The organism is Burkholderia sp. B10 (assembly GCF_004368385.1).
Taxonomy (GTDB): Bacteria; Pseudomonadota; Gammaproteobacteria; order Burkholderiales; family Burkholderiaceae; genus Burkholderia; species Burkholderia vietnamiensis.
The window spans coordinates 150,439-172,722 of sequence record NZ_PQMX01000001.1; the positions used below are offsets into that span (position 1 = coordinate 150,439).

Sequence of the window (22,284 nt, forward strand, 5' to 3'; positions counted from 1 at the left end):
AGGGATACCGCGATGCCACGTCCGACACGACACGTCTTCGTCTGCACGCAGAACCGGCCGCCGAACCATCCGCGCGGCTCCTGCGGCGGCGGCCACGGCTCGGCCGCGCTGTTGCAGGCGTTCTGGGCCGAGCAGCAGAAGCGCCAGGCCTACGACACGGTCGCCATCACCTACGCGGGCTGCCTCGGCCCGTGCGAGCGCGGCGCGAATGTCGTCGTCTATCCGGAAGCCGTGCTGTACAGCGGCGTCACGCCGGCCGACGTCGACGAGATCTTCTCCAGCCACCTCGAACGCGGCGAGCCGGTCGCACGTCTGCTCGCGCCGAGGGAGATCTGGTGAACCTGATGACGGGATCCGAGTCCGCCGAGCTGTTCGGCGGCGACGTGCCCGCGTCGATCCGGCATCTGATCGACTCGGCGCGCGGGGCGACGCGCGACGAGACCGGCGCGGCGCTGTGGGCGGCCGTGCTCAGCGCGCCGCGCAGCCTGCCCGCGTATTACCTGCTCTACAAGTTCCATGCGGCGGCAGGCGAGCTCGCGCACGCGCAACAGGTCGCGATCAAGGCGCTCGCGGTCGCGGCCGAGCAGGCGTCGCTGGCACGCGACTGGCGCACGGTGCGTGCGAGCGACGCCGATTTTTCGGTGCCCGGCCCCGCCCGCTTCTGGCTGTTCACGCTGAAGGCGCTCGCGTTCATCAGCGTGCGGCTGGGCGAGTACCGCGTCGCGCGCGCGCTGGTCGAGAAATTGCGCGCGCTCGATCCGGCCGATCGCGTCGGCTACGGCGTCGTCGATGCGCTGCTCGCCCAGGTTCCGGAACGGTGACGGGCCGCGCATGAAGGAGGTCGAGATGGTTCGCAGTGGAACGCAGCGGAACCGGCCGCCCGGCCGGTCCGCATACGCGGCATGCGCCGGTGCATGGCCATTCGCGGTCCGATGTTCCGCCTGAAGGATCACGCACGATGACGCTTCCACGTTCGCCGGTTCGCTCGCGCAACAAGGCCATGCTGCTGCCGACGCCGCGTGCGACGGTCGACCGGCGATCGCTCGAGTACCACCTCGTGCTGGCCGCGATCCGTGCGGGCCACGGCAACGAGCGGCAGCTCTCGCGGCTCGTCGAGATCCTGTTCCTGGCCGAGTTTCTTCACGAAGCCGGCTATGGGGGCGGCGACCAGGCTGCGTTCGCGGAGATGGAAGCGGCGCTGCGCCGATGCACCGACCGCGGCCATACCACGGGCGAATGGCGCATGGACGCGCAGGACCACGGGCACGTCGCGCGATTGCTGACGCTGCACGATCGGCAACTGGCGCGCGCGCCGCTTCACGCGGTCGCGACCGCCAACGAGCGTTTGCGTCGGCTGCTCGCGAAGGCGGCGCTCGCACTCGGCGTCGCACGACAGGCGGCGTGAAGGCAGGCGAGCGTGCATGTCGTTATGCATCCCCGCTACGCCGCGCCCGCATGGCCGACCTGGAACCGCAGACGCATCAACGCGCCGCCGTCAGCCGCATCGTCGACTTCGATCCAGCCGCCGTGCGCCTCCATGATCGTCGCGACGATCGCGAGGCCGAGCCCCGCGCCCGCGTTGCGACTCCGGTCGACCCGATAAAAGCGGTCGAATATTCTCGCGCGCTCGCGCGCCGGAACGCCCGGGCCGTGGTCGCGGACCGAGCAACACCTGCCCGGCCCGCTCACCACCTCGACCGTCGTGCCCCTCGGCGTATGCTCGAGCGCGTTCTCGATCACGTTGCGCAGCGCCCGGCCGAGCGCTTCCGGGTGGCCGCGAATCGTCGCGCCGCCTGCGTCGACGAACGTGATCGACCGGCCGCGCGCCACCGCGAGCGGCAACAGGTCGGTGGAGACGTCGCGCGCCAGCGCGCCGAGGTCGACACGATCGTCCGCGGCGATTTCGACCGTGCTCGCCTGCGCCATGTCGAGCATCTGGTCCACCAGCCGCTTCATGCGCTGCGCGTCGCGCGCGAGCTTCGTCTTCGTCTCTCCGTCGGGCAGGCTTCCGATGCCGAGCATCAGGATCGCCAGCGGCGTGCGCAACTCGTGCGCCGCGTCGCCCGCGAATTCGCGCAGCGTTTCCACCGACCGCTGCAGCCGGTCGAGCATGCGGTTCACCGATCCGACCAGCGCCTGCACCTCCCACAGCGGCGTCGCATCGGTTATGCGCGTGGCGATCTGCGCCGGATCGATGCGATCCACCGCGGCGATCGTTTCATCGAGCGGCTTCAGCGTGCTGCGCACCACGCTGAAGTTGAACAGCAGCAGCAAGCCCGACAGCAGCGCGAGCGGAAGCAGGACATGGAAGCGGATCTCGTCGAAGATCACCGGAACGAACGGCTTGAAGCCGCGGCCGGCGATCGCGACGGTCACCCAGTACGGGCGGTCGGCCACCGTCACGCGCCGCGTGCCGGTGAGCAGAAAGCGGTCGCCCCAGGTTTCGCGCTGCGTGCGGATCACCAGGAACGACATGGGCGCCTCCTGTTCGATCCGCACCTCGCCGTCGTCATGTCGCGCGACGATCGCGCCGCCCTTCTCGTGAACGACGAACGCGCGGCGCGTGTCGGGCGCGAGCGGCTGCGCGAGATCCGCGGAACGCGCGAGGCCGGCATCCGCGCCGTCGGCGGCGATGGCCCGCGCGATGCGGGTCGCCTCGGCCGAGATCAGCAACTGATCGAGCTCGTTGGGGTTGCGTACGTACATCCACATGACGGCGAGCAACTGCACCAGCATGAAGATGCAACCGACGACGGCCAGCCGCACGGAGATCGTGAAGAACAGCGTGCGGCGTCGCCGCACCCGCGTGCCCGCGCCGTCAACCATTGCGCTGCGCTTCATCGCCGTCGCCGTCGCCGTCGCCGTCCGACGCGGACGCCGATGTGCCGGTCAGCATGTAGCCGATCCCGTGCGCGGTGTGCAGCGCGACCTGCGCGTGCGCCGCGGCGAGCCGGCGCCGAAGCCGCGACACCACCGCCTCCAGCGCGTTCGGCGTGACCTCCGCTTCGAGCGCGTACAGCGAATCCTCGAGCGCGCCTTTCGTGACGACGTGCCCCACCCGCCGCATCAGGCATTCGAGCAGCCCGAGCTCGCGCGGCGGCACGGGCACGACGCGCCCCGCGACGCGCACTTCCCGCCCCGCCGTATCGAGTTCGAGATTGGCCACCGCGAGCGTGGTGCCGAGGCACGCGCCCGGCCGGCGCAGCAGCGCGCGACACCGCGCCGCCAGCTCGCGCAGCTCGAACGGCTTGACCAGATAGTCGTCGCCGCCCGAATCGAGCCCGATCACGCGGTCGTCCAGACTGCTGCGCGCCGTGACGATCAGCACCGGCACCGTATGGCCGCCGCGGCGCAGCGCCTTCACGAAGGTCACGCCGTTGCCGTCCGGCATGCCGAGATCGAGCAGCACCAGGTCGTAGGGATTCGACGCGAACGCGCGCGTCGCGAGATCGAGCGTCGCGCACCAGTCCACCGCGAAGCCTTCCTTCGCCAGCCCGTCGGCAAGCAGCGACGCGAGCCTGGCGTTATCTTCGATGAGCAGCAGCCGCATGATCGACGTCCGTTTCAGATGCTGCCCGTTTGCGCCCGGTCACCATCGCAAGCACGAGGTTCTCGCGATGTCGGCGGCTCTCCACTAGCGCGGCCGTCACGTGCAGCGCCGCCATGACCAGCACGGCGTCGACGAGCAACGCATGCGTGGTCTGCAGCCATTGCTCGCCCCAGAAGCGGTCGAGGCCCTGCATCCATCCCGTGATGCAGACGGCGGCGAGCAGCGCCATCAGCGCGAGCATCATGAGGCCACCCGCCGGGTTGTGGCCGACATAGCGGCGGTCGCGCCCGGCTGCGGCGCTCGCGATGTGCATCGCCGCCGCGCGCGGCGTCGTGACGAAGTCCGCGAAGCGCGCGTGCGCGCTGCCGACGAAGCCCCATACGACGCGCACGGCGAGCGCGCCGGCCACCGCGTAACCGACGTAACGGTGCGGCGCCTTGCCGGCTTCGAGAAACACGTAGTTCGCGAGCACGCCGGCCACGACGCTCCAGTGAAAGATGCGCACGACGAGGTCCCACACCGGGATCGACCGCGCGTTCGCGTCATGTCCGGCGGCGGAGGGAGTGATCTGCGTGTCGTGACGATGCAGCGGCAGCATGGCTAGTCCACGTTGCTTTCGACGACCGCGCCCGTCACCGGATTGAAATAGACCTCGGCCTTGCGGCCGTCGGCCGTGCGACCGTAGATCTCGTAGCAACCGGACGTGGTTTTCTTGAACACCTTGATTTCCTTGTAGCCCATCTGACCGATCTTCTTCTGCATCTCCGTCTCGCTCAGCCATTGCGATTCGGGCTGACGCGTGCAGGTCGGGCTGGCGACGGCGTGGCCGGCGATGCTGCCCAGCAGGATGATAGCGACGATGCTGCCGATGCGGTTGCGATTCATGTTGCGGCTCCTCTAGCCTGAAACGGCGAGCGCAAGACGCGCTCATCGCCAAGCTTAGAGACGCCTTCTGACCATGTCCTGACAAACCCGCGCCGATGCGCGTCGTCATGCCTCGATGGACGTTGCACGTCGCGGCGCACGTCAGGACATTGTCAATCCTGCACGACAACATGGTCGGTGTCGCCACGGTCGGCGACGTTCCCGAAAAGGATACCGATCATGAAACGCTTCAAGCAACAGATGCCCGTCGCCGCGCTGGCGGCGCTTTCGTTCGTCGCGGCTCCCGCGTTCGCCGACGGTCCGTTGAAAGACCAGACGAAGCAGAACCTCGAGGCCGCGATGCACGGCGAGGCCTACGCGCACCTGAAGTACCTCGCCTACGCCGAGCACGCGCGCAAGAGCGGCCACCCGGAGATCGCGAAGCTGTTCGACGAGAGCGCGAACGTGGAGGCCAACGAGCACTTCGCACGCGAGGCGGAAGCGCTGAATCTGGCGAAGTCCGACGAGGCCAACCTCGCCGACGGCATGGCCGGCGAGCACTACGAGAACACCAAGATGTACGTCAAGTTCGCGGAGCAGGCCGACGCGGCCGGCGACAAGAAAGTGGCGGCGATGTTCCGGCAGATCGCCGCCGACGAGGGCGATCACTACGCCGCGTTCCGCGCGGCGAGCGAGAAACTGCGGACGACCAGCAAGTAACGCACGCGCATTCACGCCGGTCCGCTTTGCGTCCTGCTCCTCGCCGGAAGATTGCGACGCTTCGGGGAGCGGAAACGCCGTGCTTGTGCGAGCAGGAACGCCTTCGGATTCAACGGCGTCGCGCCCCGTCCGGCGTCGCCGCTTGAGCGGCGTTGCCGGACGCCCCCGTCGGGCAACACAATTGCGCGAGGATATCGAGCCCGCGCGACGGTTCCCGAACGAACGGATTGGTCTCGTCCCACGCGTACCCGGCCAGGATCGAGCAGACCATGCGCTTCACGTCGGATGCCTTGTCTTCGTGGAACACGATGTCCTGCAGCGCGCCCGAGTACCAGCGCTCGACGAACGCGCGGAACGTGTCGATGCCCTTGCGCAGCGCGACGTCGTAATCGCGTGCCCAGTCGACCGTCTCGCCGCGCAGCTGCCGCTCCAGCGTGGCGACCGCCAGATGGGCCGAGCGCAGCGCGATCGTCACGCCCGACGAGAAGATCGGATCGAGAAACTCGCCCGCGTTGCCGAGCAGCGCATAGCCGTGGCCGTGCAGCGACTCGACGTTCGACGCATAGCCGCAGATGCGGCGCACCGGCATCACGAACGGCTTGCTGCCGACCAGCCGCGCCAGGGTCGGCTCGGTCTGCAGCAATTCGCGCAGCAGCGCTTCCTGCTCCGCTTCGGGCACGTCGAGGAACGCCGCATCGGCCACGCAGCCGACCGACGAGCGCCCGTTGGTCAGCGGAATCATCCAGTACCAGACGTCGCGCCGCTCGGGATGCACGGCGATGCAGATCTTGTCGCGATCGGTGGAGCCGGCCGGCAAACGATCTTCGACATGCGAGAAGATCGCGGCCCGCGTCGGCAGGCCGGTGGGCGCTTCGAGCCCCAGCAGCCGCGGCAGCACGCGGCCGAAGCCGCTCGCGTCGAGCACGAACGACGCTTGAACGGAATATTCGTGGCCGGCCTCGTCGACCACGTCGAGCCGCGGCGTAGCGCCGGCGTGAAACGCACGCACGGTATGACCGAATCGCACCTGCGCGCCCTGCTTCTCCGCGCAGCGGATCAGCAGATCGTCGAAGGCGGCGCGTTCGACCTGATAGGCCGTGCCCCAGCCGTCGGAGAACTTGTCGCGGAAATCGAACGACGACATCCGGTCGCGATGAACGAAATACGCGCCGTTCTTGAACTGGAAGCCGGCCTCGACGACGGCCTGCAGCATGCCGGCCTCTTCGAGATACCGCATGCTCTGCGGCAACAGGCTCTCGCCGATCGAGAAACGCGGAAAATGCTGGCGCTCGAGCACGAGCACCGAGCGGCCCGCGTTGCGCAGCAGCGCGGCGGCGACGGCGCCGGACGGCCCGGCGCCGATGATGGCGACGTCGACCGAATTCGATTTCATTTCGTTCATGCTTGCCCGTTCATTTCGATTGATTGGGTATCTTACGTTTCTCACGCCGCAACATGGCGTTGCAAACTACAATGGGCGCCAAACAAATCCCGGATTCCGACCAAGGCCCATGACGTCCCACCGCACGCACGCTCCCGCCTATGTTCCCGAAACCCGCTTCGGCGTCTGGTTTCTGCGCACGCACACCTGGGAGCATCACGTGCTCAGGGTGGCGATCGCCGACCTGAAGCGGCTCCTCGCCGCGCCGCTGCCGGCCGCGCCGGTGCTCCTCGATGCGGGCTGCGGCCAGGGCAAGTCGTTCCGGCTGCTGAGCGAGGCGTTCGCGCCCGGCAAGATCATCGGCGTCGACTGCCACGACGAATCGCTCGCGCAAGCGACGCAACAAGCCGGCCGCTGCGCCACGCCGGTCGAGCTGCATCGGGCCGACTGCACGCAGATTCCACTGGCCGATTCGAGCGTCGACGTCGTGTTCTGCCACCAGACCTTTCACCACCTCGTTCATCAGGACGAGGCACTGGCCGAGTTTCGCCGCGTCCTGAAACCGGGCGGCGTGCTGCTGTTCGCCGAATCGACCGACGCGTACATCAAGTCGTGGGTGATCCGGCTGCTGTTCCGCCATCCGATGCAGGTTCAGAAAAGCGCCGACGGCTACCTCGCGATGCTGCGCGATGCCGGCTTCGCGTTCGACGCCCGCAACGTATCGTTCCCGTACCTGTGGTGGAGCCGCGCGAAAGACTTCGGCCTGCTCGAGCGCATCGGCCTGTACACGCCGAAGCCCGGCAAGCGTCGCGAGACGCTCGTCAACGTCGCCGCACGCAAGCCTGCCTGAGCCCGACGAGGCCGCCTCGCGGCGGCCCGTTGCGGATCGGCGCGCCCTACCGCTTCAACGTCACGACTTCGCCCGTCAGCGCCACGCCGGCCACGAATGCGCCGGCGCCGCAGGTGTACGCGCTCGTGCTCGAGTGCAACACGTTCCGATAGTTGCTGTTGATGCCGATCACGGCATTGCCGCCTTCCTGCTTGGCACGCGCCTGAAGCTCGATCACGGCCGACAGGAACACGTGCTGGCACGCGGCCTCGTCGCTCTTGCCGAACGCGTTGGTCTTCTTGTTGGTCGCGAACGTCCCGTACGACTTGAGCACGCGCGGATGCGGCCGATCGCCGAAATACAGCGCGACGCTGTCGTCGACCTTGCCCGGCTCGCTCGTCAGTGCGCTGTCGATCGGGTAGGTGTCGATCGTGTCGCGCGCGTAGGCGGCCGGGGCAGCAAACGACGCGGCGAGCAACGCCAGTGCGATGCGATGTTTCATCGGTACTCCGTTATCGGACGTTCAGTTTCACGACATCGCCCGACACGGCGATCGCGCCCGCGCTGGGGCTCACGCCGCACGTATAGCCGGTGGTCGAATTCGACTGGTTCTCGTGAAAGCGCGTCGTCACGTTGATGACCGCATCGCCGCCATGATTCTTCGCATAGGTGCGAAGGCGGTTCAATGCCTCGGCGAGCGCCAGCTCGCAGGTCGGCTGCTCGTTCAGCGTGCCGCGCTGCACGCGCACGGACGCCGAATGCGGGCCGATGACGGCCTTCACGTCCGGATGCAGCTGCGCACCGAAGTAGACCGCGACGCCGCTGCTGTCCGCCGCCGTCGCCGCTGCCGGCAAAGGCAGCGAACGCACCACCGTGCCGCACCCCGTCAGCAACGCGGCCGCGGCCAGCATGCCGGCCAGAAGTCCTGCTTGTTTCATGGTTATCGCCCTCTCAGCTCATCAGGTTCAGATCAATCGCCCTTCCAGGCGTCCAACAACACACTCGTACAACTGCCGCCGAAGCCGAACGAAACCGACAGCGCGCGGCCGATCGTCGCGTCGCGCGCGTCGCGCACGAGCGGCATGCCGGCGATGGCGGGATCGGGTTGGCCGGCGACGGCCGTTCCCGCGACGAAACCGTCGCGCATCATCAGCATCGTGTAGATCGCTTCATGTGCGCCGCTCGCGCCGAGCGGATGGCCCGTCATTCCTTTCGTCGACGAGAACGCCGGGACGTCGGCGCCGAACACGTCGCGCAGCGCCTGCAGCTCCTCGACGTCGCCGGGCTGGGTCGACGGCGCGTGCGTATTGACGTAGTCCGGGCGCCGTCCGCCGCCGGCTTCGACCGCATCGCGCATCGCGCGGGCGATGCCGCGCGCATGCGGCGTCGCCATGCCGGCGTTGTCCGTGCATTGCCCGAACCCGCTCACCTCCGCGTAAATCCGCGCGCCGCGCGAGCGCGCATGGTCGAGCGATTCGAGCACGAGCAGGCCCGCGCCCGACGCGATCACGAAGCCGTCGCGGTCGAGCGCATACGGGCGCGACGCGCTGTCCGGCGTGTCGTTGAAACCGCTCGACAGCACGCCCATCGCGTCGAACATCAACGTCATGTTGTCGTGCAGCGCGTCGCTGCCGCCGGCCAGCACGACGTCCTGGCAGCCGTGGCGGATCAATTGCATCGCGTGGCCGATCGCGAGCGCGCCGCTCGTGCACGCGGACGACGGCGAGTACGACACGCCCTCGATGCCGTACAGCTGCGCCACGCATGCCGACGCCGTGCTGCTCATCGCCCTCGGCACGACGTAGGGCGGCGTCCGGTCGATGCCGCGCTGCTGCGCGACGGCCATCGCGTCGTCGTAATCGGCGATCGATCCGATGCCGGAGCCGACGATCGCGCCGACGCGCGGCGAGCGCAGCGCGGCCGGGTCGAGGCCCGCATCGTCCAGCGCGGCCGCGGCCGCATGCGCGGCAAAGCGCGCCGTGTCGCCCATGAAGCGTTCGTGCTTGCGCGCGAAGCGCGCCGCCGCGGCGACGGACGCCACGCCCGCGACCTGGCTGCGAAAGCCGCGATCGCGCCACGCCGGCACGCGCGTCACGCCCGAGCGGCCGGCGCGCAGCGCGGCCGACACCGCATCGAGCGAATTGCCGAGGCACGACACGATGCCGAGCCCCGTGACGACGACGCGCGTCGTCACGGCGCCATCCGCCGGAAGATCAACGACGTGTTGATCCCGCCGAACGCGAAGTTGTTGCTCATCACGAATTCCGCATCGATCGGGCGAGCGTCGCCGACGATGTAGTCGAGCGACGCGCAGGCCGGGTCGACCGTCTCGAGATTGAGCGTGGGCACATACCAGTTGCGCTTCATCATCTCGATCGTCCACCACGCCTCGAGCGCGCCGCATGCGCCGAGCGTGTGGCCGACATAGCTCTTCAGCGAACTGATCGGCATGCGCTCGCCGAACACCGAGGCCGTCGCGTGGCTCTCGGCCACGTCGCCCCGGTCGGTCGACGTGCCGTGCGCGTTGACGTAGCCGATCGCGCCGGCGTCGAGCCCTGCATCGCCGAGTGCGAGCCGCATCGCGATCGCCATCGTGTCGGCGGTCGGCTGCGTGATGTGCGCGCCGTCGGAATTGCAGCCGAACCCGACGATCTCGGCGTGGATCGTCGCGCCGCGCGCCTTCGCGTGCTCGTATTCCTCGAGCACCAGCGTCGCCGCGCCTTCGCCGACCACCAGGCCGTCGCGAGCCGCATCGAACGGGCGCGGCGTCAGGTCGGGCGTCTCGTTGCGCGTGCTGGTCGCGTACAGCGTATCGAACACCGCCACCGCGGGGCCCGACAGTTCTTCCGCGCCGCCCGCGAGCATCAGCGCCTGCTTGCCCGTCGCGATCGCTTCGTACGCGTAGCCGATCGCCTGGCTGCCCGACGCGCACGCGGACGAGGTCGGCACGATGCGCCCTTTCAGATCCCAGAACAGGCTGACGTTGACCGCGGTCGTATGCGGCATCATCTGCACGTAGCTGTTCGACGTGACGTCGCGCATCGAGCCCGTTTCGATCATCGTGCCGAACGCGCGGATCGGCTCGACCGAGCCCGACGACGACCCGTACGCGACGCCCATCCGGCCGTCGCGGATCGCCGGATCGTCGGTCAGCCGCGCGTCCGCCAGCGCCAGTTCGCTCGCGCGCACCGCATACATCGACACCGGCCCCATCGAGCGCGTCTTCTTGCGCGGATAGGACTTCGGCACTTCGAACGCCGGCAACGGACACGCGAGCCGCGTATGCAGCGCTTCGTAGCAATCCCATTCCGGCATGCGCCGCACCGCGTTGCGCCGCTCGCGCAGGCGCGCGTCGATCTCGTGCCAGTGCTGGCCGAAGGCGGTCACGCCGCCCATCCCCGTCACGACCACTCGCTTCATCACACCATCCCGCCGTTGACGCCGATCACTTGCCGGGTGACGTAGCTCGCCGCATCCGACATCAGGAAGCCCACCACCGCCGCGACTTCGTCGGGCTGACCGACGCGGCCCATCGGCACCGTCTTCAGGGCGTGCTCGAGCGGCACCTCGCCCAGCATGCCGGTATCCACCAGCCCGGGCGCGACGCAGTTGACCGTGATCCTGCGCGATGCCAGCTCGACGGCCAGCGCCTTGGTCGCGCCGATCAGGCCGGCCTTCGCGGCGCTGTAATTGACCTGGCCGCGATTGCCCATCACGCCCGACACGGACGCGATCGTCACGATGCGCCCGCCGCCGCGCAGGCGCACCATCGGCATGGTCAGCGGATGAACGACGTTGTAGAACCCGTCGAGGCCGGTTTCGATCACGATGTCCCAGTCCTCTTCGGACAGCGCGGGAAACGCCCCGTCGCGCGTCACGCCCGCGTTGCAGACGATGCCGTAGTACGCGCCGTTCGCGGCGACGTCGGCTTCCAGCACGCGCCGGCATTCCGCGCGATCGCGCACGTCGAACTGCAGCACGCTCGCCGTGCCGCCCTGCGCGCGAATCGTCTCGGCGACGGCCTCCGCATCCGCGCGCCCGCTGCGGCAATGAACCGTCACGGCGAAACCGTCGGACGCCACGCGCATTGCCACGGCGCGGCCGATGCCGCGGCTCGCGCCTGTCACGAGAACTCGCCGAGTCATGAATTGAAGCTCCCTTCGATGAAAGATTGAAAGTCCTGCGGTTGGTACACCTTGACGACCGCTTCCGCGTAACAGCCGCCGTCGGCATGGATCGCGCAGTCGTACGCGCCGTGCCCTTCGTCGCCGCGCAGCAGTTCGCGCGCGACGATGCGCAGCACCGTATCCGCGCCGAACGCCGGGCGATGCGCGACATAGCGGTTCGCGCCGAGCAGCACGCCGGGCTTCGCGCGGCCGCCCGCATGGGCGGCGAGCAGGCCGACGTGCGCAGCGATCGCCTGCGCCATCAGCTCGATGCCGATCCATGCCGGCATCGCGCCGTTGCCGTCCGCATACCATGCATCGCGGCGCACGGTCGCGCGCACCTCGATGCCGGTTTCCGAGCAGCGCTCGATCGCATCGAGCAACAGCATCGTGCCGCGATGCGGCAACACCTCCGGTACGTCGCAGACCGCGATGTCCGCGCCCGCGTGCAGCGCATCGGTCAATGGTCCGGCATCCATGTCAGGCCCCCAGAATCAGGCTGGCATTGCTGCCGCCGAATGCAAACGAATTGCTCATCACGTAGCGTCCCGCTGCGTCGCCGGCCAGCCGCCGCTCGTCGCGCACGAGGTCGAGCGCCGGCAGCGCCGGGTCGTGCTCGCCGTCCCACACGTGGGCCGGCAGCGCGATCCGGCGCGCCAGCGTCAGCCAGCCGAAGCCGAGCTCGGTCGCGCCCGCCGCACCGAGCATGTGGCCCGTCAGCGGCTTGGTGCCGCTCGCCGGCACGCCGTGCGGAAACACCCGGGCGGTGACGTTGGCTTCCATTTCGTCGTTCAGGCGCGTCGCTGTCGCGTGCAGGTTCACGTAACCGATCGCGGACGCCGCCACGCCGGCGTCCGCGAGCGCCGCGCGCAACGCGTCCTCCGCGCCGTGGCCGGCCGGGTCGGGCGCCGAGATGTGGTGCGCATCGCTCGACTCGCCGACGCCGGCCAGCCGGACCGCCGCTTCGTCGCGGCTCATCACGAACAGCGCGGCGCCTTCGCCGATGTTGATGCCGTTGCGGTTGCGGCTCATCGGATTGGTGCGACCGGGGCTGACCGATTCCAGCGACGCGAAGCCCTGCAGCGTCAGCTCGCACAGCGAATCGGCGCCGCCGACGATCGCTGCGTCGCAGATCTTCAGCTGCAGCAGGCGGCGCGCGGCCGCAAATGCCTTCGCGCTCGACGTGCAGGCCGTCGACAGCGTGTACGCCGGCCCGGCCACGCCGAGCGCCGCGCGCACGAACGGCGCGGCCGTGCCGATCTCCATCTGCCGGTAATCGAAGCCGGCGGGCATCGCGCCGGCCGCGGCGCGTCGTGCGAGCGCGTGTTCCGCCGCGTCGACGCCGGACGTGCTGGTGCCGATCACGACGCCGATCCGGCGTGGGCCGTAACGCGCGAGCGCCGCGTCGACCAGCGGCCGAATCTGCGCCAGCGCCGCGAGCAACAGCCGATTGTTCCGGCAGTCGAAGTGCGCGAGCGCGGCCGGCGGCGCGCACTCGAGCGCTGCGGTCACGCGCCCGACCCAGCCGCCGGCCGGCGCGTCGGCGCGCGGCGCCATTCCGGGCGCGACTCCGCGGCCCAGGGCGTCGACGATCGCGTCGGTCGTGGCGCCGAGCGCGTTGATCATGCCGGGCGCCGACAGGTAGACGGCCGTTCGAGTCGAATTCATGCGCGGCGCTCCTGGCCGGATGGCGTGGCGAGCGGTGCGAACAGCACCGAAAAGACGATGCCCAGCGCGAGCGTCGTGCCGAAGCTGCGCAGCGCGGGCATCGCGCTCGCGCCGAGCATGCCGAACGACAGCAGCGTCGTGGCCGCCGACAGCAGCACGCCGGTCCATACGGCGCCCAGGCCGGCCGCGTCGCGCATGCAGCCTTCGCGCAGGAATACCGCATAGTTCGCGCCCACGCCGAGCACCAGCATCAGCGCGAGCCAGTTGAACAGCGTGAGCGGCACGCGCGCATAGCCGAACGCGGCGAGCGTCAACGCAATCGCGAACACGACCGGCAACGTCGTCGCGATGCCGCCGCGTGCGCCGTAGCGCCACATCAGCAGCGCGCCGACCACGACGAGCGCACCGGCCAGCCAGAGGCCGCTGTCGACGCGATACGCGCCGAACAGGCTCGATACGCTCGCGGCCTTGTCGACCCACGACACGCCCGGCAACGTGCGCGCGACGGCCGCGAACGTCGCGACGTTCGCCGCATCGACGCGCTCGGGAATCGCGAGCGCCGCGCTGACCGGGCCGGCGCCGCCGTCGATTCGACCGAGCCACAGATGCCGGAACGGCGCCGACCAGCGCGCCGCGAGCCAGCTGTCGACCGACAGCGTCGCCGCGGCGTCGGCGGAGAACGCGCGCAGCCACGCGTCGGCGACCTCGTCGCGAAAGCCCGCGTGCGCGAGCGTCGCGCGCAACGCGGCCCTGTCGGCGAATACCTGCGCGGCGAGCACCGCACGGTCGCGCGCCTGCCGCTGCGCCGACGGCACGAACGTCGCGATCGACTGCACGCGGCCGAGCCGCTGCGCATCGAGCGCGCCGATCAGCGCCTCCGAGCGCTCGAGCACCTGTTCGTCGGACGCGCCCTGAACGACGAAGAACTGGGCGGTGTTCGCGAGGCCGACCGCCGCGCGAATGCTGCTTTCCTGCCGCGCGAGATCCGCGTCGCGCTGAATCAGCAGATGAACGTCGTCGTCGCTGTTCAGCAGCGCCCAGCCCGGGATGGCGACCAGCGCCACCAGCACGGCGACGGCCACCGCGCGCCGGCCGGCCAGCAGCGACTGCCAGCCGCGCAGCAAGCGGGCCGCGTTCGCGAACACGCGCGCCGGCACGCGCCGCGGCGGCCGTGTCAGCATCAGCGGCAGGAAGCCGGTCACCGCGGCGAATGCGCAGGCGATGCCGACGATCGCGAAGCACGCGATCTGCTTGAGCGCCGGGAACGGCACCCACATCAGGATCGCATAGCCGAGCAGACTGGTCGCGAGCGCGACCGCGAGCGCCGGCCGCACCGCCGCCGCGCCGCGGCGCGCATCCCATTGCGGCCCCGCCGACAGATACGCGACGAAATACTGGATCGAATAATCGACGGCCTCGCCGATCAGGCTCACGCCGAACACCAGCGTCAGCAGGTGCAGCTTGCCGAACACGAGCAGCGTCGCCGCGAGCGCGCAGACGATGCCGAACGCGGTCGACGCGAACGCGAGCACCAGCAGGCGCGGCGAACGGAACACGCTCATCAGCAGCAGCGCGATGCCGGCCAGCGATACCGCGCCGATCACGTGCACGTCGCGCTCGGCGCTGGCGCGCGCCGCTTGCGCGTAGAACACGGCGCCGGCGCGGTCGACGCGGACGCCGGCGAAGTCGGCCGCGAGCGCACGTTGCGCAGCGTCCGTCGCGACGCGTACCGCGTGCTGCACCGTCGATTCATAGGCCGACCCCGGCAGCGCGGTCATCACCAGCACGCCGGTCGCGCCGTCGCGATGCGACACCAGCATGCCGTCTTCCATCGACAGATCCGACGCCGCCAGCGGCAGCGCGCCGAGCCAGTGCTGCAGCCAGCCGAACGGATCGTCGGCCACGGGCGTCTGCAGGCCGTCGGCCGGCGGCGCATAGAGGCGCCGGGCCAGTTGCTCGCCGAGCGCGGGGTCGCCGCGCTCCAGCGACTTGCGATCGGCATCGGTCAGCAAGCCGAAGCGCGCGGGCATGTAGGTGGCCGCGATCTGCGACAGGTCGAACGGCGGCACCTCGACGGTCACCGAACGAAACGCGCCGCTCGCGGCGAGCCGCGCGCCGAAGCGTTTCGCGGCGGCCTTCGCGCGGGCCGCGTCGCGGTCGCTGACGAGGAACACGGTGCGGTTGCCGAGCGCGTCGCCGAGCAGGTCGACCGCGCGTTCCGCGACCGGGTTCGCCTCGGTCGCCGGCAGCAGCGCGAGCAGGTTCGTCTGCAGCGGCGACGGCCCGCTGAAGCGCCACAGGATGATCGCCGCGGCAGCCAGCGTGACGAGCAGCCACGCGCCGCACAGCATGCGCCGTCGCGCGCGTGCAGGTGCGCCGCCGCTCACGTCGCGCGCCGTGCTCATCAGCGCGCCTCCAGCCATGCGCGCTCGGCCGGCGCCGGTGCGTCGACCGGCGTCGGCCGAGCAAACTCCAGCGCGCTCGCGTTGCCGTTCGCGAAGGTCATGTCGAGCCGGCCCAGATACGCGCCGCCGCTCATTTCGAGCACGCGCACCGCCTGCGCGAGCTGCGGCTGGTTCGGCCGCAACACCATCCGCCATCGTTCGGGCGTGCCGCTCGCTTCGACGTCGAACTGCGCATACAGCGCGGACAGGTCGCCGCCGAGCATGTCGCGCATCATCCGCGACACCTGCGCGACGCCGCGGCCGCCGCCGCCGGCTGCGACGAGGCGTCCGTCCGCGCCGACCTCGCGCACGCCGCCGTCGGTGATCACGTAAGTCGCCCGGTACGGCGTCTCGATGCGCCACACGACGCCGGCCCGGCGATCGAACAACATCGAGCCGGTGCTGACGAGCGGCTGCTTCATCGCCGACAGCGTCTGGGTCTGCCGAAACTCCGCGCGGATCGCGCCGACCCGCGCAAGCCGCGCGGCGATGTTCGACACGAGCGCGGCATTCGCGGATTGCGCCGCCGCGCCCGACGCCGGCGCGGCCACGGCCGCGGCCGCGCCGCCGCTCAGCGTCAGGCATGCGGCCGCGAACATCGTCACGAGCCGTCCGTTGCGCAGCATCAGGCCCATTGCGCACGCACCCGTTCGATCAAGGCCGGCGGCGACACGAACTGCAGTTCGCGCGTCGTCGCGTCGATGGCCAGTTGCACCGTGTAGCCCTTCGTCAAACGCTCGCCGGTCGCGGCGTCGACGATCTCGTAACCGATCTTCAGCCGGTTCTCGAATTCGAGCAGCGTCGCGCGCACGTCGAGCTGCTGGCCGTACAGGGCCGGACGCACGTACTTGAGGTGCGCCTCGACCACCGGCCACATGTAGCCGGACGCCAGCATCGTCGGATAGTCGTAGTCGATCATGCGCAGCAGTGCCGCGCGGCTGCTTTCGAAATACTTGAGGTAGTGGCCGTGCCAGCAGACGTTCATCGCATCGACGTCGTGAAACAGCACTTCGACGCGTGCCGTCGCGGTCAGCGCCGGGCGAGCTTCGTTCATGCCGCCTCCTCCTGCCCGATGCCGTCGCGCGATGCGCCGAGCGGCTCGCATGCGGCGAGCCGTGCGCACAGCGCACGCAGCTCCGCTTCGAGCGGCCGGTCCTCGACCACGAGCGGCGATTGCCGGCCCACGTCGTCGACGAACGCGCGCAGCGCCGGCGTCAGCTGCGCGTGCGGATCGTCACGCAGCCGCAAGCGCACGGCCTGCACGGCGGCGAGCACGTGCGCGGCGGCGACCTGCTCGGTGAGCGCCAGCACGCGCAGGCAATCGCGTGCGGCGATGGTGCCCATGCTGACCTTGTCCTGATTGTGCGATTCCGTCGAACGCGAGAACACGCTCGCCGGCATCGTGTGCTTCAGCGCTTCGGCCGTCCATGCGGAAGCCGAAATCTGCACGGCCTTGAAGCCGTGGTTGATCGCCGCACGCTCGGGCGCGGCGCCGCTCAGGTTGCGCGGCAGGCCGTTGCTGAACTTGTCGTCGACCAGCAGCGCGAGCTGGCGGTCCATCAGGTCCGCCAGATTGGCCACCGCGGTCTTGAGCGCGTCCATCGCGAACGCGATGTGCCCGCCATAGAAATTGCCGCCGTGCAGCACGCAGCCTTCGTCCGGATCGATCAGCGGGTTGTCGTTCGCGCTGTTCAGTTCGTTCTCGATATCGCGGCGCATCCACGACAATGCGTCGCGTGCGACGCCGATCACGTGCGGCGCGCACCGGACCGAATAGCGGTCCTGCAGCCGGCAGCCCGGCAATTCGTCGCGCCCGGCCAGGTCGGCGCGAATCCACGCCGCCGCCTCCGCCTGCCCCGCGTGCGGCTTCGCGTCGAACAGCCGCGCGTCGAAGTGTCCGGCGCGACCGTCGAGCGCGATGGTCGTCAACGCGGTCAGACGCGCCGCCACGCGCGTCAGGTGGTCGGCGCGCGCAAACGCGAGACACGCGAGGCCCGTCATCACGGCCGTGCCGTTCATCAGCGCGAGCCCTTCCTTCGGCGCGAGCGTGAGCGGCGTGCGATCGATCGCGCGCCACGCGTCGCGCGCGTCGCACTCGCCGCCGGCGAACCCGACGCTACGCTCGCCGACCAGCGCCGCGGCGACGTACGACAGCGGCGTCAGATCGCCGCTCGCGCCGACCGAACCTTCCGACGGAATGCGCGGCAGGATGCGGTGATTCACCATGTCGGCCAGCCGTTCGAGCAACGTGAAGCGCACGCCCGAGTAGCCGAACGCGAGCGAGTTCAGGCGCGCGACGACGATCGACAGCGTCTGGGTCGCGTCGAACCAGTCGCCCATTCCGCAGCCGTGATAGCGCGTCAGCTGCAGGGGCAGCGCTTCGACGAGCGACGGCGGCACGTCGACGACGCACGCGTCGCCATATCCGGTCGTGACGCCGTACACGGTGCCGCCGTTCGCGAGATGGTCGCGCAGCCACGCCGCGCCGCGCTCGATCCGCGCGCGCCAGGCAGGCGCCGCGTTCAGTGCGAGCGGCGCGCCGTCGCGCGCGATCGCGACGACGTCCTCGATCGTCAGATGCCGTGCGCCGACCACGACGGCCGCCCGGCCCGGTGCTGCCGCGGCGCTTGCCGCGACGTCGCTCATCTCATGCTCGGCCACGCGGACCTCCATCGGGCCGCGCCCAGAAATCGAAGAAGTTGAACCATTGGTAGGGCGCCTTGCGGCAATAGTGTTCGAGCCGTGCGGCATAGCGCTGGGCCCATGCCGCGACGTGCGCGGCGCGCTCGCGGCGCGGCAGCTCGATGCGCTCGGCGAACGGCTCGAAATAGAGCCGATAGCCGCGCGCCTCCTTCAGGCAGAAGAACAGATAGACGGGGCAGCCGAGCGCATGCGCGAGCACGTACGGGCCCTGCGCGAACGCGGCCGTCGCGTCGAGAAACCGGGCGTCGACCGTTTTGCCCGAATCGTTCGGCGGCACGCGATCGCCGACGATCACGAGCAGCTCGCCCGCGTCGATGCGCGCCTGCATCATCATCGCCGTGTCCGGCCCGAAGTCCGACACTTCGACGAGATGCTTGCCGTAGTCGCGGTTCGCGCCGGCGAGCACGCCCGTGAAGCGCTTCGCATGCTCGGTGTAGACGATCGCGGTCACCTTCGTGTGCGCGTCGCGCAGCGCGAGCGCGCGCGTCATCTCCAGGTTGCCGAGATGCGCGCCGATCACGAGCGCGCCGCGGCCGCTCGCCGCGAGCGCGTCGAACGCGGACGAATCGTCGAAACGCACGTCGAGTTCGTCGAGCCGCCCGGACCACGCGACGAACTTGTCGAAGCCGGCCTGCGCGAACGCCAGCATGTGCCGGTACGCGCTGCGCCATCCGGGCTGCGGCACGGCCGCGGCCTTGGCATCGCGCAGGCGGGCGATATAGGTATGCGATGCCGCGCGTGCGGTGCGATTCGTCAGCACGAAATAGCCGACGATCGGATGCAGCCAGCACGACGTGAAGCGCTTGCCGAACCAGCGGAAGCTGAGCGCCAGCAAGGCCATGCCGAGGCGGCTGCCGCGCTCCGGCGTGCGCCACCATGCGCGTGCGCGCGCCGTCGGCGCGGCGCCGCGCCGCCCGACGAGCCGGCGTGCGACGAGCAGCGGCGCGCGCATGAGCATGCCGGCCACGAGCCGCGTATGGCTCGCGCTGATGCGTACGTTGTCGCGCCAGACGTCGAAATGCGAGACGCCGTCGGCCGGGTAGATCACGCGCGTCTCGATCGTCCTGAACGCGAGCCCGCGCCAGTGCAGACGCACCAGGATTTCGCTGTCGAACGCCATGCGCGTCGGCAGCGGCACCGCGTCGATCAGCTCGCAGACGGCGTCGACCGGATAGAGCCGAAAGCCGCACATCGCATCGGGAATGTCGAGCGACAGCGTTTCGATCCATACCCACGCGTGCGTCAGATAGCGGCCGTACAGGCGCGCCTTCGGCACGCTGTCGTCGAAGCGCGGCCGGCCGAGTATCACCGCGTCCGGCTCGGCCTGCGCGGCCGCCACGAACTTCGGCACGTCGGCGGCGTCGTGCTGGCCGTCGGCGTCGATCTGAATCGCGTGCCGATAGCCGCGCGCGCGCGCCGCGCGCAATCCTTCCATCACGGCCGCGCCCTTGCCGCGGTTGGCCGGCAGCCGCAGCAGCGTCATCGCGCCTGCGTAGCGCGCGGCGAGCGCGGTCAGCACCTGTTGCGTCGGCGCGTCGCTGCCGTCGTCGACCACCAGGATCGGCAGGCCGTGCACGGCGAGCCGCGCCAGCGTGCCGCCGATCGCGTCGCGATGGTTGTAGATCGGAACGACGATGCAGGTGCCGCTCATTGCGCCGCCGCCTCGTAGACGAGCACGCCCGACGTGCATTCGCGCTCGCCGCGGCGGAACGCGAAGCGCGCGCGGCCGCGCGCCGCGTCGTGCGCGATGCGCAGCGTCAGCACCGCGCCGGGCGGCACCGGCGCCTTGAATTTCAGATGCTCGACGCAACGCAGCTCGCGCACGGCCGGCAGCTCACGCGCGGCCAGACGCGCCGCCCAGTCGATTTGCACGACGCCGGGCAGGATCGGCAGCTCCGGAAAATGCCCGTCGAAATGCGCGAGCGTGGCCGGCACGCGCAGTTCGTAATGCAACGCGTCGTCGCTGCGCCAGGACGCGAGCAGTTCGTAACCTTCCGGCGTGGCCGTGAAGGCGGCCGCGAGCGCGGCGGCCGGCAATTTGCCGCGCGCGTCGAACGGCATCGCGTGCAGGAAGCGCCAGTAGCGCGGCAGCGCGGCCGCGTCGAAATAGTCGCCGAGCGCATGCCGCAGCGCGGTCGCCACGGCGACCCGTCCGTCGGCGGCCAGCATGTCGCGCCCGGCCGCGGACAAGACCGCGACGACGCCGACGTGCGCGCGCGTCGCGCCGTCGACCACCACGGCCGCCGCCTGCGCGACGTAGGCGTGCGCGAGCAGCCGCGCCTCGAGCTCCGGCAGCGACACGCGCTTGCCGTCGAGCTTGACGATGCGATCGCGCCGCCCGGCGAGCACGAAGCGGCCGGACGCATCGAACTGCGCGGTGTCGTCGGTGCGGTGCCAGCGATCGTCGCCGAGATGCGCGGAGCGCACGCACAGCGCGCCGTCGTCGTCGCAGCGCACGCCGATGCCCGCGAACGGCTGCCATGCGGGCGAAACGTCCTGACGCCGCCATGCGATGCCGCCCGTTTCGGTGCTGCCGAAGATTTCGAGCGGCGCCGCGCCGAACGCGTTCGCATACGCGGCTGCCGCATCGGCCGGCAACGGGCCGCCCGACGAGAAGAACGCGCGAGGCGCAGGCGTCTGCATCGGGAAGCCCGGCAGCGCCGGCCAGCGCGCCAGTTGCGCCGGCGTGGAGACGACGATGCCGCCGCCGTATGCGGCGAGCCGCTGCTGCAGTTGCAACGGCTCGAGCACCGTCATCCGGTCGAATGCGCGGCCGGCCGCGAGCGGCCACAGGATCCTGAACAGCAATCCGTAGATGTGGTGATGCGGCACGCTCGACAGCGTGACCGCCGCACCGACGCGCTCGGCCCATTCGCGCTGCAGCGTACGCACCTCCGCGTCGAACTGCGCGAGCGACTTGCGCACCGGCTTCGCGCTGCCGCTGCTGCCCGACGTGTAAAGCGTCACCGCGGCGTCGGCGGCGATCGTGCGGGCCGCGGGTGCGGCCTCGCCGCCCGCGGCCGCCGCGCACGCGGCCAGCGCGGGCGCATCGAGCACGAGGTCGTATGCGTGGGCCAGCTCGGCGAGATAACCGGGCGCATTGCTGGCCGGAATCACGGCTTCGGCGCGCGCGGCCGCTACCGCGAACAGCGCGCACGCGAACGCGAACGGATCGTCCGTGCTGATCGCCACGCGCCGCGCGCCGCTCGCCTCCACGCGCCGCGCAATGGCGTCGGCATGGGCGCGCAGGTCGCCGAGCGTCAGCGCCTGCGCGCCGTCGCGACAGACAGCCGCGCCGCTGTCCGCTTCGGCCGCGAGCATCTCGTGCAGCGCGATCATGCGACACCTGCCCGTTTGCGCGCAGCGGCGATGAAGGTCCTGCGCCACAGCCACTCGCCGGCGATCAGCGCACCGATCAGCACGTATGCGACCAGCCCGTTGTAGATCGCCCACGCGGCCGGGCGCCAGTACAGCGCCGTGTAGACGGAGAAGCCGCCGTTTGCGACGAAGAACGCGCACCACACCTGGGTCACGCGGCGCGTGTAGCGGACGATTTCAGGGCTCGGCTCCGGATAGGTGAGCCGCGCGAATTTTTCGATCATGGTCGGACCGTGCCGCAGCGTCGCGCCGAACGCGATCAGCAAGCCGGCGCTCACGCATGCGGGATACAGATGAAGAAGCCGCTCGCTGTCGGTGGCGGCGATCGCAACCGACAGTGCGGTCAATGCGCCGGCGACGCACCAGTCGAGCAGCGCGAGGCGTCTGAGCGCGTTCGCGAACGGCCCGTTGCCGACGGTGCGCTGCAGCCACAGCAGCGCAACCAGCAGGCAACCGACGTAACGCGGCGACATGCTCTGCCACGCGAACAGGATGACGAGCGGATAGGCGAGCGCCAGCACCGCCCGGCCCGCGACGGCCAGCCGCCGCGAACCGCGCGTGCCGGTGCTCGCGCGCATGCC

At 70.2% G+C, this 22,284-nt stretch carries 24 protein-coding genes; 5 read left to right on the forward strand and 19 right to left on the reverse strand.

Going from position 1 to position 22,284, the window contains the following annotated elements; genetic code table 11:
* Window positions 1-12: 12 nt before the first annotated feature.
* From C3Y15_RS00635 to C3Y15_RS00645, 3 genes are all read left to right on the forward strand, one after another.
* Window positions 13-339: a (2Fe-2S) ferredoxin domain-containing protein gene (locus tag C3Y15_RS00635; protein WP_014725844.1), complete on the forward strand. Its 327-nt coding sequence runs from the start codon at window positions 13-15 to the stop codon at window positions 337-339.
* 5 nt (window positions 340-344) lie between these two features.
* On the forward strand, window positions 345-821 hold the full coding sequence (locus tag C3Y15_RS00640; RefSeq protein WP_106919386.1) for a hypothetical protein: 477 nt from the start codon (window positions 345-347) through the stop codon (window positions 819-821).
* 137 nt (window positions 822-958) lie between these two features.
* The gene (locus tag C3Y15_RS00645; protein ID WP_059493795.1) at window positions 959-1,405 is read left to right on the forward strand and encodes a hypothetical protein; all 447 of its coding nucleotides are present in this window, start codon (window positions 959-961) and stop codon (window positions 1,403-1,405) included.
* Between the two features lie 35 nt (window positions 1,406-1,440).
* Here C3Y15_RS00645 and C3Y15_RS00650 read toward each other — a convergent pair whose 3' ends face one another.
* Genes C3Y15_RS00650 through C3Y15_RS00665 form a run of 4 tightly spaced genes read right to left on the reverse strand, consistent with a single transcriptional unit; the run spans window position 1,441 to window position 4,435 of the window.
* Window positions 1,441-2,841 carry an ATP-binding protein gene (locus C3Y15_RS00650; RefSeq protein ID WP_224024583.1) on the reverse strand — a complete coding sequence of 467 codons (1,401 nt, stop codon included), beginning with the start codon at window positions 2,839-2,841 and terminating at the stop codon, window positions 1,441-1,443.
* On the reverse strand, window positions 2,819-3,550 hold the full coding sequence (locus tag C3Y15_RS00655) for a response regulator transcription factor (protein ID WP_059493793.1): 732 nt from the start codon (window positions 3,548-3,550) through the stop codon (window positions 2,819-2,821). Before C3Y15_RS00655 ends, C3Y15_RS00650 begins: the two co-directional genes overlap by 23 nt.
* The gene (locus C3Y15_RS00660) at window positions 3,525-4,148 is read right to left on the reverse strand and encodes a cytochrome b/b6 domain-containing protein (RefSeq protein ID WP_059493791.1); all 624 of its coding nucleotides are present in this window, start codon (window positions 4,146-4,148) and stop codon (window positions 3,525-3,527) included. Before C3Y15_RS00660 ends, C3Y15_RS00655 begins: the two co-directional genes overlap by 26 nt.
* A 2-nt stretch (window positions 4,149-4,150) precedes the next feature.
* A complete protein-coding gene (locus C3Y15_RS00665) occupies window positions 4,151-4,435 on the reverse strand; it encodes a PepSY domain-containing protein (RefSeq protein ID WP_059493789.1) in 285 nt (94 codons plus the stop codon).
* Window positions 4,436-4,654: 219 nt separating this feature from the next.
* On the opposite strand from C3Y15_RS00665, the gene C3Y15_RS00670 reads away from it, so the two are divergent.
* Window positions 4,655-5,134: a rubrerythrin family protein gene (locus C3Y15_RS00670; RefSeq protein ID WP_059493787.1), complete on the forward strand. Its 480-nt coding sequence runs from the start codon at window positions 4,655-4,657 to the stop codon at window positions 5,132-5,134.
* A 109-nt stretch (window positions 5,135-5,243) separates the two neighbouring features.
* Here C3Y15_RS00670 and C3Y15_RS00675 read toward each other — a convergent pair whose 3' ends face one another.
* Window positions 5,244-6,536, reverse strand: coding sequence for an NAD(P)/FAD-dependent oxidoreductase (locus tag C3Y15_RS00675; RefSeq protein WP_059493785.1), 1,293 nt, complete (start codon window positions 6,534-6,536; stop codon window positions 5,244-5,246).
* A 109-nt stretch (window positions 6,537-6,645) separates the two neighbouring features.
* Here C3Y15_RS00675 and C3Y15_RS00680 point away from each other — a divergent pair, with 109 nt between their 5' ends.
* Complete coding sequence (locus tag C3Y15_RS00680) at window positions 6,646-7,365, forward strand: class I SAM-dependent methyltransferase (protein WP_034192754.1); 720 nt, start codon at window positions 6,646-6,648, stop codon at window positions 7,363-7,365.
* Window positions 7,366-7,411: 46 nt separating this feature from the next.
* Here the strand turns inward: C3Y15_RS00680 and C3Y15_RS00685 are convergent, their stop codons facing one another.
* Genes C3Y15_RS00685 through C3Y15_RS00750 form a run of 14 tightly spaced genes read right to left on the reverse strand, consistent with a single transcriptional unit; the run spans window position 7,412 to window position 22,281 of the window.
* Window positions 7,412-7,846 (reverse strand): excinuclease ABC subunit A, encoded by a 435-nt coding sequence (locus C3Y15_RS00685; RefSeq protein ID WP_034192755.1) that lies wholly within the window; start codon window positions 7,844-7,846, stop codon window positions 7,412-7,414.
* A 10-nt stretch (window positions 7,847-7,856) separates the two neighbouring features.
* A complete protein-coding gene (locus tag C3Y15_RS00690) occupies window positions 7,857-8,282 on the reverse strand; it encodes a hypothetical protein (RefSeq protein ID WP_059493782.1) in 426 nt (141 codons plus the stop codon).
* 32 nt (window positions 8,283-8,314) lie between these two features.
* Window positions 8,315-9,538: a beta-ketoacyl synthase N-terminal-like domain-containing protein gene (locus C3Y15_RS00695; RefSeq protein WP_059493780.1), complete on the reverse strand. Its 1,224-nt coding sequence runs from the start codon at window positions 9,536-9,538 to the stop codon at window positions 8,315-8,317.
* A complete protein-coding gene (locus C3Y15_RS00700) occupies window positions 9,535-10,764 on the reverse strand; it encodes a beta-ketoacyl-ACP synthase (RefSeq protein ID WP_059493778.1) in 1,230 nt (409 codons plus the stop codon). Before C3Y15_RS00700 ends, C3Y15_RS00695 begins: the two co-directional genes overlap by 4 nt.
* Window positions 10,764-11,489, reverse strand: coding sequence for a 3-ketoacyl-ACP reductase FabG2 (locus C3Y15_RS00705; RefSeq protein ID WP_046424858.1), 726 nt, complete (start codon window positions 11,487-11,489; stop codon window positions 10,764-10,766). Before C3Y15_RS00705 ends, C3Y15_RS00700 begins: the two co-directional genes overlap by 1 nt.
* Complete coding sequence (locus C3Y15_RS00710; RefSeq protein WP_011880096.1) at window positions 11,486-11,989, reverse strand: hotdog family protein; 504 nt, start codon at window positions 11,987-11,989, stop codon at window positions 11,486-11,488. The genes C3Y15_RS00705 and C3Y15_RS00710 overlap by 4 nt, the downstream gene beginning before the upstream one ends.
* A 1-nt stretch (window position 11,990) precedes the next feature.
* On the reverse strand, window positions 11,991-13,178 hold the full coding sequence (locus tag C3Y15_RS00715; RefSeq protein ID WP_059493776.1) for a beta-ketoacyl-[acyl-carrier-protein] synthase family protein: 1,188 nt from the start codon (window positions 13,176-13,178) through the stop codon (window positions 11,991-11,993).
* Entirely contained in the window at window positions 13,175-15,583 is a 2,409-nt protein-coding gene (locus tag C3Y15_RS00720; protein ID WP_059493959.1) for an MMPL family transporter, read from the reverse strand. Before C3Y15_RS00720 ends, C3Y15_RS00715 begins: the two co-directional genes overlap by 4 nt.
* Window positions 15,583-16,221, reverse strand: a complete 639-nt coding sequence (locus C3Y15_RS00725; protein WP_059457749.1) for an outer membrane lipoprotein carrier protein LolA — start codon at window positions 16,219-16,221, stop codon at window positions 15,583-15,585. Before C3Y15_RS00725 ends, C3Y15_RS00720 begins: the two co-directional genes overlap by 1 nt.
* Before the next feature lie 26 nt (window positions 16,222-16,247).
* On the reverse strand, window positions 16,248-16,676 hold the full coding sequence (locus C3Y15_RS00730) for a thioesterase family protein (protein ID WP_034192762.1): 429 nt from the start codon (window positions 16,674-16,676) through the stop codon (window positions 16,248-16,250).
* Complete coding sequence (locus tag C3Y15_RS00735; RefSeq protein WP_059493961.1) at window positions 16,673-18,283, reverse strand: aromatic amino acid ammonia-lyase; 1,611 nt, start codon at window positions 18,281-18,283, stop codon at window positions 16,673-16,675. Before C3Y15_RS00735 ends, C3Y15_RS00730 begins: the two co-directional genes overlap by 4 nt.
* Complete coding sequence (locus tag C3Y15_RS00740) at window positions 18,270-19,976, reverse strand: glycosyltransferase family 2 protein (protein WP_059493774.1); 1,707 nt, start codon at window positions 19,974-19,976, stop codon at window positions 18,270-18,272. Before C3Y15_RS00740 ends, C3Y15_RS00735 begins: the two co-directional genes overlap by 14 nt.
* Window positions 19,973-21,664, reverse strand: a complete 1,692-nt coding sequence (locus C3Y15_RS00745) for an AMP-binding protein (RefSeq protein WP_059493772.1) — start codon at window positions 21,662-21,664, stop codon at window positions 19,973-19,975. The genes C3Y15_RS00740 and C3Y15_RS00745 overlap by 4 nt, the downstream gene beginning before the upstream one ends.
* Entirely contained in the window at window positions 21,661-22,281 is a 621-nt protein-coding gene (locus C3Y15_RS00750) for a hypothetical protein (protein WP_059493957.1), read from the reverse strand. Before C3Y15_RS00750 ends, C3Y15_RS00745 begins: the two co-directional genes overlap by 4 nt.
* Window positions 22,282-22,284: the final 3 nt, after the last annotated feature.